At 66.1% G+C, this 13068-nt stretch carries 16 protein-coding genes; 5 read left to right on the top strand and 11 right to left on the bottom strand.

What is annotated here, in order from left to right; translation table 11 throughout:
• Positions 1–70 precede the first annotated feature (70 nt).
• Positions 71–736, bottom strand: a complete 666-nt coding sequence (locus EBMC1_RS12785; protein ID WP_040590319.1) for an ABC transporter ATP-binding protein — start codon at positions 734–736, stop codon at positions 71–73.
• A 53-nt stretch (positions 737–789) separates the two neighbouring features.
• Between EBMC1_RS12785 and EBMC1_RS12780 the strand changes: the two genes are divergently transcribed.
• Entirely contained in the window at positions 790–1506 is a 717-nt protein-coding gene (locus EBMC1_RS12780; RefSeq protein ID WP_003047462.1) for an arylesterase, read from the top strand.
• Here EBMC1_RS12780 and EBMC1_RS12775 read toward each other — a convergent pair.
• The 5 genes from EBMC1_RS12775 to EBMC1_RS12755 form a co-directional block, all read right to left on the bottom strand.
• Positions 1503–2150 carry an MOSC domain-containing protein gene (locus tag EBMC1_RS12775; protein WP_003047459.1) on the bottom strand — a complete coding sequence of 216 codons (648 nt, stop codon included), beginning with the start codon at positions 2148–2150 and terminating at the stop codon, positions 1503–1505. The two genes, EBMC1_RS12780 and EBMC1_RS12775, sit on opposite strands and share 4 nt — an antisense overlap.
• An 86-nt stretch (positions 2151–2236) precedes the next feature.
• On the bottom strand, positions 2237–2692 hold the full coding sequence (locus EBMC1_RS12770) for an outer membrane protein (RefSeq protein ID WP_003047453.1): 456 nt from the start codon (positions 2690–2692) through the stop codon (positions 2237–2239).
• 159 nt (positions 2693–2851) lie between these two features.
• Positions 2852–4090: a 23S rRNA (adenine(2503)-C(2))-methyltransferase RlmN gene (gene rlmN / locus EBMC1_RS12765; RefSeq protein WP_003047451.1), complete on the bottom strand. Its 1239-nt coding sequence runs from the start codon at positions 4088–4090 to the stop codon at positions 2852–2854.
• 61 nt (positions 4091–4151) lie between these two features.
• On the bottom strand, positions 4152–4499 hold the full coding sequence (locus tag EBMC1_RS12760; RefSeq protein WP_003047448.1) for a hypothetical protein: 348 nt from the start codon (positions 4497–4499) through the stop codon (positions 4152–4154).
• Between the two features lie 169 nt (positions 4500–4668).
• The gene (locus EBMC1_RS12755) at positions 4669–5412 is read right to left on the bottom strand and encodes an SDR family oxidoreductase (RefSeq protein ID WP_003047446.1); all 744 of its coding nucleotides are present in this window, start codon (positions 5410–5412) and stop codon (positions 4669–4671) included.
• Between the two features lie 126 nt (positions 5413–5538).
• On the opposite strand from EBMC1_RS12755, the gene EBMC1_RS12750 reads away from it, so the two are divergent.
• On the top strand, positions 5539–5922 hold the full coding sequence (locus tag EBMC1_RS12750) for a winged helix-turn-helix transcriptional regulator (RefSeq protein ID WP_051066433.1): 384 nt from the start codon (positions 5539–5541) through the stop codon (positions 5920–5922).
• Between the two features lie 46 nt (positions 5923–5968).
• On the opposite strand, the gene EBMC1_RS12745 is transcribed toward EBMC1_RS12750, so the two are convergent.
• On the bottom strand, positions 5969–6301 hold the full coding sequence (locus tag EBMC1_RS12745; RefSeq protein ID WP_003047441.1) for a UrcA family protein: 333 nt from the start codon (positions 6299–6301) through the stop codon (positions 5969–5971).
• A 149-nt stretch (positions 6302–6450) separates the two neighbouring features.
• Between EBMC1_RS12745 and EBMC1_RS12740 the strand changes: the two genes are divergently transcribed.
• Complete coding sequence (locus EBMC1_RS12740; protein WP_003047438.1) at positions 6451–7332, top strand: LysR family transcriptional regulator; 882 nt, start codon at positions 6451–6453, stop codon at positions 7330–7332.
• Between the two features lie 286 nt (positions 7333–7618).
• Here EBMC1_RS12740 and EBMC1_RS12735 read toward each other — a convergent pair whose 3' ends face one another.
• Positions 7619–8113: a hypothetical protein gene (locus EBMC1_RS12735; RefSeq protein ID WP_040590316.1), complete on the bottom strand. Its 495-nt coding sequence runs from the start codon at positions 8111–8113 to the stop codon at positions 7619–7621.
• Between the two features lie 170 nt (positions 8114–8283).
• On the opposite strand from EBMC1_RS12735, the gene dnaN reads away from it, so the two are divergent.
• A complete protein-coding gene (dnaN, locus tag EBMC1_RS12730; protein WP_003047432.1) occupies positions 8284–9399 on the top strand; it encodes a DNA polymerase III subunit beta in 1116 nt (371 codons plus the stop codon).
• A gap of 25 nt (positions 9400–9424) precedes the next feature.
• Here dnaN and EBMC1_RS12725 read toward each other — a convergent pair whose 3' ends face one another.
• Entirely contained in the window at positions 9425–10765 is a 1341-nt protein-coding gene (locus tag EBMC1_RS12725; RefSeq protein WP_003047429.1) for a PQQ-dependent sugar dehydrogenase, read from the bottom strand.
• 170 nt (positions 10766–10935) lie between these two features.
• Here EBMC1_RS12725 and EBMC1_RS12720 point away from each other — a divergent pair, with 170 nt between their 5' ends.
• Positions 10936–11151, top strand: a complete 216-nt coding sequence (locus EBMC1_RS12720; RefSeq protein ID WP_003047427.1) for a hypothetical protein — start codon at positions 10936–10938, stop codon at positions 11149–11151.
• Between the two features lie 3 nt (positions 11152–11154).
• On the opposite strand, the gene argC is transcribed toward EBMC1_RS12720, so the two are convergent.
• Positions 11155–12078: an N-acetyl-gamma-glutamyl-phosphate reductase gene (gene argC, locus EBMC1_RS12715; RefSeq protein ID WP_003047424.1), complete on the bottom strand. Its 924-nt coding sequence runs from the start codon at positions 12076–12078 to the stop codon at positions 11155–11157.
• A gap of 3 nt (positions 12079–12081) precedes the next feature.
• The gene (locus EBMC1_RS12710; protein WP_231292924.1) at positions 12082–13026 is read right to left on the bottom strand and encodes a C40 family peptidase; all 945 of its coding nucleotides are present in this window, start codon (positions 13024–13026) and stop codon (positions 12082–12084) included.
• Between the last annotated feature and the right edge of the window lie 42 nt (positions 13027–13068).

Here is a 13068-nt window from a genome sequence, read left to right as displayed (position 1 = left end):
ATCGATGTTGCGCGTTCCTTCGCGGTGTCTCGACTTCGCTCGACACGAACGGGATTGAACTGCGGTTCCATCATCGTTCCTCGATCCGCCCGTCGTGCATCACGACGACGCGGTCGCAATGGTCTGCCAGTTCGGGATCGTGGGTGATGATCAGCAGCGTCGCGCCGAGCGCCGCGCGCCGCGCGAAGATCAATTCGATGATCGCATGTCCGGTCGCGGTGTCGAGATTGCCGGTGGGTTCGTCGGCGAAGATGATCTGCGGCTCGCTCGCCATCGCGCGGGCGATCGCGACGCGCTGCTGCTCGCCGCCCGAAAGCTGCGCGGGATAATGGGTCAGGCGGTGGCCCAGACCGACCGCCTCCAGCTCGCGCGCGGCGCGCCCGAACGGGTCGTCGATCCCCGCCAGTTCCAGCGGCACGGCGACATTTTCGAGCGCGGTCATCGTCGGCAGCAGGTGAAAGGCTTGCAGGACGATACCGATCCGCCCGCGCCGCGCGCGCGCTAGCGCATCCTCGTCCATCGTTGCAAAATCGAGCCCAGCGACCATGACCGTTCCGCCGCGGGCGCGTTCCAGTCCGGCGAGCACCGCCATCAGCGAACTCTTGCCCGATCCCGACGGGCCGAGCAGCGCGACAGAGGTGCCGGCGGCGACTTCCAGGTCGACGCCGCGTAAAATTTCCACCGGGGCCTTGTCGCTCCCCAGCGTCAGCGTCACATTATGGGCGGCAATCGCCATCGTCGGCGCGACGGGCGGTCGGGGGCTGTCGGTCAAGAAAGGACCCTTTGGAAATGAGAACGGCCGGATGGCGCTCTTTCGCTCTATATGGTTTTGCAATCGCGCTTTGCCAACCGCTTGCCGGGTGCGGCTCTGCAGAGGCGCCCGCGGCGGCCGTAGCGGGCAAGAATGATCGGGTCGAAGCGGCGCCGGTGGTGCCCGCCGACGCGCCGCTCGTCATCGCGTTCGGCGACAGCCTCTACGCCGGCTACCAGCTTGGCCCCAAGGAGGGCCTCGCGCCGCAGCTTCAGGCGGCGCTTGCGGCGGACGGCCGCATGGTGCGCGTCCAGAACGCCGGGGTATCGGGCGATACCACCGCGGCGGGGCGGCAGCGGCTGTCCTATGTTCTCGACAAGGCGAAGGCGAAACCCGCGCTCGTGCTGCTCGGCCTCGGCGGCAACGACATGCTGCGCGGCATCGGCCCCGACCAGACGCGCGCCAATCTCGACGCGATGCTCGCCGAGCTCAAGCGGCGCGGCATCCCCGTCCTGATGACCGGGATGATCGCCGCGCCCAATCTCGGCAGCGATTATGCCCGCAAGTTCAACCCGATATTTCCCGAACTTGCCGACAAATATGGCGCAAGCCTCTATCCCTTCATCCTCGACAATGTCGTCACCGACAAATCGCTGATGCTCGGCGACAATATGCATCCCAATGCCAAGGGCGTGAAAATCGTCGCCGCATCGCTGGCGCCGCTCGTCGAACAGGCGCTGCCGGCGCCGCGCTAACCCAACAGCTTTTCGGCGCGGGCGCGCCAGTTGGCGGCGAGCAGGTCCATCGCGGCGAGCGCGCGCAGCGCCGCCGGTTCGCGCTTGCCCGCCCCGCCGATCAGCAGGTGAAAGACGTGCTCGACGCTCCAGTCGGGCAGCGGACGCTCCATCAGATCCAATGCGTCGCCTGCGCCCACCGCGCCATCCTCGATGACACGGTAATACCAGCCGCCGCGGCGAGAGGTGACGACGGTGGCGGGCAGCGTCGCGATGCCGAACCGGTGGCCGAGCTTCCAGCACGGCTGACGGCCTTGGCTGATCTCGACCAGCGCGCTGCCGAGGCGATAGCGGTCGCCGATGCACGCCGCACTCTCGGTCAGGCCCGATGTCGAGATATTCTCGCCGAACGCGCCGGCGTCCTGCAACAGCGCATGGTCGCCGATCGTCTCGGCCCACCAGTCATAATGATCGCGCGGATAATGGTGGATCGCCTTGTCAGGGCCGCCGTGGACCGAAAGGTCGGCCTGCTCGTCGCCCGCGATACCCAGCGCGCCGACCGCGCGCCGTCCCTCGACCGCGCGCTTGTCGATCGCGCTCGCTTCGCCCTTCGCGCCGAAGCGGCGGGCCTTGCCGGTCAACAGGGCATCGATCGTGTAGCGCATCGCCCTGCTGTGGCGGCTTCCCGCGCAAAAGAAAAGGGGCGACCCCGCGGGGCCGCCCCTTTCCGTTCGTCTCGCTGACCGAAGGATCAGAAAGCGAAGCCGACGCCGACCGCGAACGCGTCGGTGTCGTCGAAGTTGTTGATGAACTGGTGGCGATATTCGACCTTGCCATAGACGTTCTGGGTCAGCTTGTGCTGATAACCGGCGCCAACATAGGGATCGTCGATCTGGCCGAAGGTGTAGCCGCCGGTCGCGTAGAGCTTGCCGTTCGTGCCGAGGTTGGCGCCCAGGCGCGCACCCGACGAGAACTGGACCTTGGCGCCGTCGATCAGCACCTTGTCGCCCGCGATTTCGACGCCGGCAAAAGCCTTGTCGCCCAGGTTGTAATCATAGCCGCCCGCAACGCCCAGGGTGGCGTCGTCCAGGCCGCTGCCGGTGATGTACCCGCCGCGCACTTCGACATGACCTTCGCCGTTCTGGGCGAGGGCAGGCGTGGCAACGACAGCCGAGAGGAGAGCGGCAGCAACTGCGAACTTCTTCATTGTCTTTTCCTTTTCTTTGACAGGGGGCGCCCTTTGGGTCGCGTCCCGTGTGCAAAGATGGCGTTCGCACCTGTCGTTTCAATGAACGCATCGTTCAGAAAATGACAATTTTATTACCTGTGTTGTTTTTGCAACACAGCATAGCTATGCAAGCCAGCCTCAGCCCAGCGCGGCCTGCTTCTCTTCGGCGATCCGGTCGAGTTCGGCGCGTGACGGTTTGGTCGCCGCGCTCTTGAGCTGGCCGCACGCCGCCATGATGTCGCGCCCGCGCGGGGTGCGAATCGGCGCCGAAATTCCGCTTTCGAAGATGATGTTGCTGAACGCGCGCACCCGCTCGGGCGACGAACATTCATAGATCGCGCCGGGCCAGGGGTTGAACGGGATCAGGTTGACCTTCGCCGGCAGCTTGTACTGCTTGATCAGCCGCACCAGCTCGCGCGCGTCGGCGTCGCTGTCATTCTTGTCCTTCAGCATCACATATTCGAAGGTGATGCGCCGCGCATTGTTCGCGCCGGGGTAGGCGGCGCAGGCGGCGAGCAGTTCCTCGATGCCGTATTTGCGGTTGAGCGGCACGATCTCGTCGCGGATTTCCTTGTTCACCGCGTGGAGCGAGACGGCGAGGTTGACGCCGATCTCCTCGCCCGCGCGCGCCATCATCGGCACAACGCCGCTCGTCGACAGGGTGATGCGCCGCTTCGACAGCGCCAGCCCGTCGCCGTCCATCACGATCTTCAGCGCGCCCTTGACCTCGTCGAAATTATAGAGCGGTTCGCCCATCCCCATCATCACGATATTGGTCAGCATACGGCCGTCCGCGGTATAATGGCCCGCGTCGTCATCCTCGTCGTCGATGTCGGCGCTTGATGCCATCGTGCCCTTCGGCCATTCGCCCAGCGCATCGCGCGCGAGCAGAACCTGGCCGACGATCTCGCCGGCAGATAGGTTGCGGACGAGCCGCATCGTGCCGGTGTGACAGAAACGGCAGTTCAGGGTGCAGCCGACCTGGCTGGAAACGCACAGCGTTCCCCGATCGGCGTCGGGAATGAACACCATTTCATATTCCTGGCCGTCCGCCGCCGCGAGCAGCCATTTGCGCGTGCCGTCGGTTGAAACCTGCGCGGTGACGACGGTCGGGCGGCCGACGATGAAGCGTTCGGTGAGCCAGGGGCGCATCGCCTTGGCGATGTCGGTCATCGCGTCGAATTCGGTGACGCCGCGATGATAGATCCAGTGCCAGATCTGCTTGGAGCGCAGCTTCGCCGCCTTGGCGTCGAGCCCCGCCTCCTCGAGCGCGGAACGGATGCCCTCGCGCGTCAGTCCGACAAGGTCGACGCGGTTGCCGCCGCGCAGGGGAACGGTGCCCGTCGTAACGGGATCGATGTGGCCGGGGATCTGCATGATGCGCGGCCCTATAGTCGCGATGCGCGCTTTGCGCAATTGCGCGCGTCAGCGCGGCCCTTCACGCGCCGTGATAGGGGTCCATCGCATCTTCGAAATCTTCGAGCGTCCCGACATGCTCCAGCGGCGGTTCGCCGGGGGCGACGGGAAAGATCGCGTCGATTCGGCGGCGCAGCGTGTCGTCGAACGCGGCATGGTTCGAAATGCGCGCGTTGCTGCTGACCGTCAGTTCGGTGCGGATCGCGCCCTTGATGCGCTCCAGCCCCTCGGGGCTCAGCACGCCGCTGTTCAGCAATTCCTCGCAAAGCTGGATCAACCCGACGGTCGTCGCATGGGCGCGCAGCCCGATGAAATCCAGCGCCCGGTGCCGCTCGCGTGCGGCGGCATCGCATCTGCCAATGGCATTCATTGGCCCATCTCCTCATCCCACTAACCTCGCCGTCGGGCGCGCCTCTGTCGGGCGTCGTCCTTTCGGGCCGGTCGATCATGCGCGCCGGACGCCGCCTCGGCAAGAGCCGATGTGGCGTCCGGCGCATCATTTCGGGATGAGCATGCTGCCGGTGATCAGAAGGCGGCGATCAGAGGGTGGCGAGGAACGCCAGCCGTTCGGCTACCGCGCCTTCGGCTTCGGCGTTCCGCAGCGGGAGGACATTGCGCACCAGAATCTCCGCCGGCGTCGGCGTTTCGGCGAACAGCGCCATGACCTCGTCGGCAAAGGCATCCAGCGGCATATAGGCGTCGCGCGTCGACTGGCCGGGGGTCAGTTCGGTCCGCACCGCGGGCGGCGCCAGTTCGATCACGTCGACGCGGCCGGCAAGCTGGACGCGCAGCGCCTGCGTATAGCTGTGCAGCGCCGCCTTGGTCGCCGAATAGGTCGGCGCCTTGGGCAGCGGAACGAAGGCCAGCCCCGAGGTTACGTTGACGATCGCGCCATCGCCGCGCGCGACGAGATGGTCGATCAGCGCATCGGTCAGCCGGATCGGGCCGAGCAGGTTGGTGACGACCGTCGCTTCGGCGTCGCTCAGATCGCGCTCGCCGTCCAGCGCTTCGTACATCATCACGCCGGCATTGTTCACCAGAACGTTGAGATCGGGGAAGCGCTGCACGACGTCGGCGGCAAAGGCGGCGATCGCGTCGGCATCGGTGACGTCGAGCGGCATCGCGTGCATGTTGGCCCGGCCGGCGATCGCGGCGTCCAGCTTGGCGCTATTGCGTCCGGTCACGATCACCACATTGCCGGCATCGTGCCAACGCTGTGCGAGTGCCAGACCGATGCCCGATCCGCCGCCGGTGATCAGGATGGTGTTGCCTGTCGTTTTCATCGTTTGTCCTTCGTTTCGGGGTTGGGGAGACGCTCAATTTATGCCAATACTCTCCAATGGAAAGTAGGCACCTGAAAGTGCTATACTTACTTGATGGAGACTATTGGGATTTCTGCCGTGCCCGCGATGCAAAATTATTCGGCCGCCGCCGATCCCGCGCCCGATCCGCGCGTCGAGATGCTGGTCAACGACCTGATCGGTCGAGTCGCCGACAAATGGACGCTGCTCGTGCTCGAGGAATTGGAAGAGCATGGCACCTGCCGCTTCACCCGGCTGGCGCAGCTTGTACCGGGGATCAGCCAGAAGATGCTGACCCAGACGCTGCGCGCCATGGAGCGCGACGGGCTCGTTCGCCGCACGGTCTATCCGGTGGTGCCGCCGAAGGTCGAATATGCGCTGACCGATCTCGGCCACAGCCTGGGCGAAGCCTTTTGCGGCGTGTGGCATTGGGCCGAAGCGCATCTCGCCGCGGTCGAGGCGGCGCGCAGCGCGTTCGACGCGCGCGCCTGACCGCGGCGGCGTTGCGCTGCGCGCTTATTTGGCGCCTATTTGGCGCTTATTTGGCGAGCGTCACCCGGATCGGTTCGCCGCGCGTTGCGGCGCTGGCGATGACGCGGTCGGCGTCGGCCGATGCCTGCCGCATCGTGTCGCGGCGGCAATGGCGAACGTCATTCTTGCCTTCCAGGTCGTATTCGGGCGCGCTGCCGCACACAGTGACGACCGCGCGCCAGATACGGCGTTCCAGCTTGTCGGCGCCGCGTGCGGTGCTGAGGTCGAGGTCCGAATGGACGACGGCGACGCTGCGTGGCGCGGGCGCCGGTTCGGCGTGGGCGGGCAGGGCGGGCGCGACCGCGGCGAGCGCGGCAAGGGTCAACATCATCTTCATCATATGTCTCCGTTGACCGGCGGGTTGTGGAGGGGAGGAAGCCGGTAAGACCTAGATAGGCCTGCGCGCGCCGCCGCAGGAGCAACGATGTTGCGCGATCATTCTGCATAATTGCAGAATGAAGCGTAGGCGATTATTCCCCACAAGACGCTATGTTCGATTGGAACGACCTCAAATATTTCCTCGCGGTCGCCGAAAGCGGCAGCACGCTCGCGGCGGCGCAGGCGCTGCGCGTCAGCCAGACGACGGTCGCGCGCCGCATCGCCGCGCTGGAGGCGGCTACCGGCGTCACGCTATTTGAACGGCGGCAGGCTGGCTATGCGTTGACGCCGACGGGCGAGGCGATGCTGGCGAGCGCGCTTGCGGTCCGCGACTCTGCGGACCGGTTCGGCGAAGCCGTGGGCGCCCAGTCGCGCGACGCGGGCGGGACCGTCAGCCTGACGACGATGGAGATTATTGCGATCACCGTTTTGCCGCCCATCCTGCGCGACCTGCGTGCGGCGCATCCCGGCATCCATATCGACCTCGACACCTCGGACGAGCCGCGCGACCTTGCAAGCGGCGCTGCCGATATCGCGATCCGCAGCAGCAAGCAGCCGACGGGGGCGGGTCTCGTCGGGCGCCGCGTCGCCGATAATCCGTGGACGGTCTATTGCAGCCGCGACTATGCCGGACGCCACGGCATTCCGCACAGCCGCGAGGAGTTGGCGACGCATCCCTTCATCGGCGGCGGCGGCCATATCTGGGAGCCGTATCGGGCGTGGCTGAAGCAATATCGGCTCGAGGATTCGGTGGTCATGCGTTACGATACCGCATCGGGGTTGCTCGCTGGCGTGCGTTCGGGAATGGGGCTGACGATCCTGCCGGCCTTCCTCGCCGACCGCGAACCCGACCTCGTCCGCTGCATCCCGGCGCGGGAGGATGATACGACCGGCCTGTGGCTGCTCACCCACGAACGCCTGCGCCACGTCCCCCGCATCCGCGTCGTCCTCGATTTTCTGGCCGGGGCGCTGACGCGGCTTGCGCGCAGTTGACCCGGCGGCGGCGCGGACCGGAAATGCCTTTCCTACAATCGTCGGCTGTGGTTCAAACTGGCCGATGACTACCGGCACCCCTCCACAACATGAAACGCGAGTGAAGTTGCGCGGTTTTCCGCGATTTTTCGATCGCACAAAATCTTCCACCTTCGTCACCCAGGACTTGATCCCGGGTCAATTCGCGCCGCGTCGAAGAAGTCCACCACGGATCAGGTCCAGTGCGGCGCGCTACCGTGAATCGCGAATGAAGTTCGGCAGTTTTCTGCCATTTTCCAAAACGGCATCAGCGGATGCTCGCGCACCCCAGCGCTGCCGCGTCGATCGCCGTCGCGGCGCCGCGCAGGCGATAGGTATCGGCGATCGCGCCGCCGGTCGTCGACCGGCTCTCGACGCTCATGCTCGGTGCCGCGCGCATGGCGGCGATGATCGCGGCGTCCATGCGGGCATCGCTGGCCCAGCCGTGGACGCCATTGCCCGTCAGCACGAAGCGGCGGCTGCCGACCGTCAGCCGCAATTCGCTCTGCGGTGCGCGCGGCTTCGACAGGCGGATATAGAATTGACCGCGGATGCGCGCCTTGGGCCAATATCCGATGCTGGCATACGCTTTTTCCTGCGCCCGCCCGATCATCGCGGCGGGGCTGGCGATTGCGTAGCAGCGGGGGGTTGCCGGATCGCGGAAGGCGCCCCAGCCATCGAAGATGCCGAGCGCGGTCGGTGCCGCCCAGGCGAACGCGGGCAGGCCGATGCACAGCAATAGAAGGAATAGCGCCCGCCGCATCGCGCTTCCGTTGCGCGAAAGCCGCCGCAATGCAAGCATGGCTTGCGCGGCGCGGTGCGCGCGTTAAGGAAGGAAGACATTTCCAGGGGCAGGGAATCGGGGCGTCGCTGCGTCCGCGGCGCCGGCTCCATCAGGGACTTCTCCCGCAGAACACAGGATGGCGGATAAGAATGAAAGCGACGATTGAACGCGCAGTGCTTCTGAAGAGCCTCGGCCACGTCCAGTCGGTGGTCGAACGGCGCAACACGATTCCGATCCTGTCGAACGTCCTGATCGAAGCCGATGCGAGCGGCCAGCTCAAGCTGATGGCGACCGACCTTGATCTGCAGGTCGTCGAAACCATCGCGGCAAAGGTCGAAACGCCGGGTACCACGACCGTCTCGGCGCACACCCTGTTCGAAATCGCGCGCAAGCTGCCCGAAGGCGCCGAGGTCAGCCTCGCCGCCGCCGAAGGCAAGATGCAGGTCAAGGCCGGCCGCGCGAACTTCAATCTGCCGACGCTGCCGCGCGACGACTTCCCGGTGATCGCCGAGGGCGATTTGCCGACCAGCTTCGAACTGCCGGTCGCCGAACTCATCCAGATCATCGACAAGACGCGCTTCGCCATCTCGACCGAGGAAACGCGCTATTATCTCAACGGCATCTTCCTGCACGTCGCCGAAGACTCGACGGGTCCGGTGCTCAAGGCCGCGGCGACCGACGGCCACCGTCTCGCGCGCTATACGGTAACGCGTCCCGAGGGCGCCGCGGGCATGCCCGACGTCATCGTGCCGCGTAAGTGCGTCGGCGAAATCCGCAAGCTGCTCGACGAAGCCGAAGGCAATGTCGAAATCAGCCTGTCGGCGTCGAAGATCCGCTTCCAGCTCGGCAATGCCGTGCTGACCTCGAAGCTGATCGACGGCACCTTCCCCGACTATAGCCGCGTTATTCCGACCGCGAACGACAAGCTCCTGAAGGTCGATCCCAAGAGCCTGTTCCAGGGCGTCGATCGCGTCTCGACCATCGCCAGCGAAAAGACGCGCGCGGTCAAGGTCGGGCTCGACAAGGATCGCATCACGCTCAGCGTTACCAGCCCCGAAAACGGTACCGCGGCCGAAGAACTTCCCGCCGGCTACGACGCCGACGCGATGGAGATCGGCTTCAACGCCCGCTATCTCAGTGATATCTTGGGACAGGTCGACGGCGACACCGTCGAACTCCATCTCGCCGACGCGAACGCGCCGACGCTGATCCGCGAAAGCGAAAAAAGCCCGGCGCTCTACGTGCTGATGCCGATGCGGGTGTAGGTCCGCGTCCGCTTGATCTGGCGGATCAGCCCGCCTTCGCGACCCGCCAGATAATCCCGCCGGTATCGTCGGCGACCAGCGCGCTGCCGTCCTTGGCGACCTTGACATCGGCCGGGCGGCCGCGGGTCGTCTTGCCGTCCTTGGCGACGAACTGGTCGAGCAGGGTGACGGGCAGGGCGTCGAGCGGCTTGCCATTGTCGCCGAACTTGACGAACACGACGTCATATCCCGACACCGGATCGCGGTTCCACGACCCGTGCAGCGCGATCAGCGCGCCGTTTGTCCAGCGGTCGCCAAGGTCCAGACCGTTGGTGAAGGTCATGCCCAGCGGCGCGACATGGGCGCCCAGCGCATATTGCGGCCGCTTGACATATTGCCGACGGTCCTCGGCTTCGGGGGCAACCCGCGGATCGGTGAAACCGCCCCAATAATACCAGGGCCAGCCGAAGAAATCGCCCTCGTCGACGTCGGTCAGATAGTCGGGAACGAGGTCCGACCCCAGCATGTCGCGTTCGTTGACCACGGTCCACAGCGTGTTGCTGCCCGGATAGAAGGCCAGGCCGACGGGATTGCGGATGCCGGCGGCATAGGTGCGCATATATTTATTCTCGGGCCGCACCTCCAGAATACGGGCGCGGCGGACCTCGTTGCCCATGCCCTTTTCGCCGATGTTCGAATCGGCGCCGACGCCGATGTAGAGCCAGCCATTGGGCGCCGCGACCAGGCTCTTCGTCCAGTGGCGGTTGGTGCCTTGGGCGGGCAGATCGACGATCTTGGTCGGCTTGCCAGCCATCGCGGTCGCGCCCTCGACAAACGGAAAGGCGAGCAGCGCGTCAGTGTCGGCGATGTAGAGCGTCTTGCCAATGAGCGCCATGCCGTAAGGCGAGTTGAGCCCGGTGATATATGCGGTCTTCACTTCCGCCTTGCCGTCGCCATTGGCGTCGCGGAGCAGGGTGATGCGATTGGCCGACGGCCCGCCGGCGCCCGCCTTGCCCATCAGTGACTTCATCACCTTGCCTTCGATGCCGCTGTCCTTGCGCGGGGGGCTCTGCGCCTCGGCGACCAGCACGTCGCCATTGGGCAGCACGAGCATCGAACGCGGATGGTCAAGCCCTTCGGCAAAGCGCGCGACGGTCAATCCCTCCGCGGCCCGAGGCGCTTCGCCGGCCGGCCAGCCCGTGGCTTCGAGCACCTTCATCGTCGGAAATTGTTCGGGGCGCTGCGATGCCATCACCGGCACCCGGCCGCTGAGTTCGGCGGTCGAAAAGCGCGCAATGTCGGGACGTGACGCGACGTAAAAGGCGATCCCGCCCGCGACGATCAACACGACAAGGGCGATGGCGACATATTTCAGGATCTTGCGCATGCCCCCTGCTTACACGCGCAGTGCCGCGCGGCAAAGAGGCGAAAGGCGAAGGCTATGGTTAAGCGCCAAGCCGCTTGCATTAACCTTACCCGATTGTTCATCACGGTTGGGAACGGCGCGGTCAGGCGTGCGCGCTAGGAGCGTGTTTCGAGGCAACGGACGGGGACTCCATGCAGCTTCCAGCACCATTTCTTGCCGACCGCGGTGCGGTCGACGATGCGTATGCGCTGATGACCGAGCATGGCGAGGAAGCCGGCTTCGCGGCGGCCGCGCGCGCCGAACAATATCGGGTGCTCGGCAACCACGTCCATTTCGCGCGCTGGCGGCAGATCGAGCGGCTGATCACCTATCTGTCGATCGATGCCGCACTCGATACGGTGCACTGACGCCTAAAGCCGCAACCCCGCCGTTTCGGGCAGGCCCGCCATGATGTTGAGGTTCTGTACGCAAGCGCCGCTCGCGCCCTTGCCCAGATTGTCGAGCCGCGCGACGAGCCGCGCCTGGCTGCCGTCGGCATCGCCGAAGACGAACAATGCAATGCGATCGTCGCCTTGGTCCGATGCGCGCAGCAGCATTTCGCCGTCCGCGGGGGCGTCGCCCATCACGACGATCGGGCTTGCCGCATAAAAGTCGGCGAGCGCCGCGCGGAGTTCATCGACCGGCGCGGCGCCGGACATCGCGCCAAGCGGCAAAGGCACCTCGACCACCATGCCGCGATGCGCCGGCACGACAGCGGGGGAGAATAGCGGGGCGACCGTCAGCCCGCAGCGCGCCTGCATTTCGGGTACATGCTTATGTCCCAGCGACAGCGCATAGCCGCGCCAGGCAATGTCGGGGTCGGCCTTGAAGCGCTCGATGAGGCTTTTACCGCCGCCCGAATAGCCGCTGACGGCGTGGCAGCTATAGGGCCAGTCGGCGGGGAGGAGGCCGTCGCGGACCAGCGGCGCGACGAGCGCGATGAAGCCGGTCGAATAGCAGCCGGGATTGCTGACGCGCATCGCTTCGGCCACCGTGCCATGGCCGACGACCTCCGGAAAGCCATAGACCCAGCCGGGCGTGACGCGGTGCGCGGTCGACGCGTCGATGACGCGCGTGCGGTCATTGTCGATCATCGCCACCGCTTCGCGCGCCGCATCGTCGGGCAGGCAGAGGATGACGAAATCGGCGGCGTTCAGAGCTTCGCGCCGCGCGCTCGCATCCTTGCGCCGCGCCTCGTCGAGCTGGAGCAGCGAAAATTCCTGGCGCCCGGCCAGCCGGTCGGCGATTTCAAGCCCGGTGGTGCCGGCGGCACCGTCAATAAACACGCTCGTCATGGCTCAGCGCGGCCGCTTGCAGCCGGTGACGGCCGGCTCATGCCCCTTGGCGGCCGACCGCGCCACGACATCGGCGAGCGGCTCGGCCTGGACCGCCATCCAGCGGCGGCTCGAGTGGATGATCGTGTCGGCGTCGGCCATGATCCCGACATGACCGGGGAAGAAGATGAGGTCGCCGCGCTGCAAATCGCCCTGGGCGACATCCTTGTCGGCACCGAGCGCAGCGAGTTGCAGATCGCTGTCGCGCGGAAGCTGCACCCCCGCCGCGGCCCAAGCGAGCTGGACGAGCCCAGAACAATCGATGCCCCGCTTCGTGCGGCCGCCGAACAGATAGGGCGCCCCGATCATCGCTTCGGCGACCACCGCGGCATCGGCAACCTGGCTGTCTGCATCGACCAGAGCGCCTAGCGGTAGGTAGCCGTGCGCGGTCGCGAGCCACTCGCCGGCAATTTCGCCCATTACGAGCGCGCCCATCGGCAGCACCGCCGAACCGCCGCTCGCGGCATCGGGGGCGGAGTGGAAGATGGCCTCGGTCGCGGCGACGCGGTGCGTCGGCGCAATCGGCGCGCCGAGCGCATCGGCGGCGAGATAGCCGACATAATGATCGGCCAGACTATAACCCCAGGCCCAGCCCCCGGTCAGGTCGAGCAGCGCGAAACCCTCGCCATAGAGAAGTTCGCTCGTCTGTTCGGCATCGGGCGACGGCGTGCCGCGCAACACGGCGGCCGGCAGGACGCTGCTCATCATCATCGGCGCCGCATAATGCGGTGCGAAATACTTGCCGGCGACCGCGATGTCGGCAAGGTCGGGACGGATCGCGACGATGCGCGGATCATAGCTTTGCGAGGTGCCTGCGAGCCCGAAGCGGTCGCGGCCCGCGCCCGCAACGCCGGGGCGCCCCATCCGCACGCGATTGGTCGCTAGATTGTCACCACTGTCAGCGTTCACTGGCTATCCTGTTTTCCGGTCGATCCGCCCACGGCGGACAAT

The sequence above is a fragment of the Sphingopyxis sp. MC1 genome (genome assembly GCF_000371385.1).
In the GTDB taxonomy this organism is placed as follows: domain Bacteria; phylum Pseudomonadota; class Alphaproteobacteria; order Sphingomonadales; family Sphingomonadaceae; genus Sphingopyxis; species Sphingopyxis terrae.
This window is presented reverse-complemented; position numbering and strand designations above follow the sequence as displayed.

Bases quoted from the DNA above. Each gene is read 5' to 3' on its own strand.
- EBMC1_RS12785 (WP_040590319.1), bottom strand. From the start codon at position 736: ATGGCGATTGCCGCCCATAATGTGACGCTGACGCTGGGGAGCGACAAG.
- EBMC1_RS12780 (WP_003047462.1), top strand. From the start codon at position 790: ATGAGAACGGCCGGATGGCGCTCTTTCGCTCTATATGGTTTTGCAATC.
- EBMC1_RS12775 (WP_003047459.1), bottom strand. From the start codon at position 2,150: ATGCGCTACACGATCGATGCCCTGTTGACCGGCAAGGCCCGCCGCTTC.
- EBMC1_RS12770 (WP_003047453.1), bottom strand. From the start codon at position 2,692: ATGAAGAAGTTCGCAGTTGCTGCCGCTCTCCTCTCGGCTGTCGTTGCC.
- rlmN (WP_003047451.1), bottom strand. From the start codon at position 4,090: ATGCAGATCCCCGGCCACATCGATCCCGTTACGACGGGCACCGTTCCC.
- EBMC1_RS12760 (WP_003047448.1), bottom strand. From the start codon at position 4,499: ATGAATGCCATTGGCAGATGCGATGCCGCCGCACGCGAGCGGCACCGG.
- EBMC1_RS12755 (WP_003047446.1), bottom strand. From the start codon at position 5,412: ATGAAAACGACAGGCAACACCATCCTGATCACCGGCGGCGGATCGGGC.
- EBMC1_RS12750 (WP_051066433.1), top strand. From the start codon at position 5,539: ATGCAAAATTATTCGGCCGCCGCCGATCCCGCGCCCGATCCGCGCGTC.
- EBMC1_RS12745 (WP_003047441.1), bottom strand. From the start codon at position 6,301: ATGATGAAGATGATGTTGACCCTTGCCGCGCTCGCCGCGGTCGCGCCC.
- EBMC1_RS12740 (WP_003047438.1), top strand. From the start codon at position 6,451: ATGTTCGATTGGAACGACCTCAAATATTTCCTCGCGGTCGCCGAAAGC.
- EBMC1_RS12735 (WP_040590316.1), bottom strand. From the start codon at position 8,113: ATGCGGCGGGCGCTATTCCTTCTATTGCTGTGCATCGGCCTGCCCGCG.
- dnaN (WP_003047432.1), top strand. From the start codon at position 8,284: ATGAAAGCGACGATTGAACGCGCAGTGCTTCTGAAGAGCCTCGGCCAC.
- EBMC1_RS12725 (WP_003047429.1), bottom strand. From the start codon at position 10,765: ATGCGCAAGATCCTGAAATATGTCGCCATCGCCCTTGTCGTGTTGATC.
- EBMC1_RS12720 (WP_003047427.1), top strand. From the start codon at position 10,936: ATGCAGCTTCCAGCACCATTTCTTGCCGACCGCGGTGCGGTCGACGAT.
- argC (WP_003047424.1), bottom strand. From the start codon at position 12,078: ATGACGAGCGTGTTTATTGACGGTGCCGCCGGCACCACCGGGCTTGAA.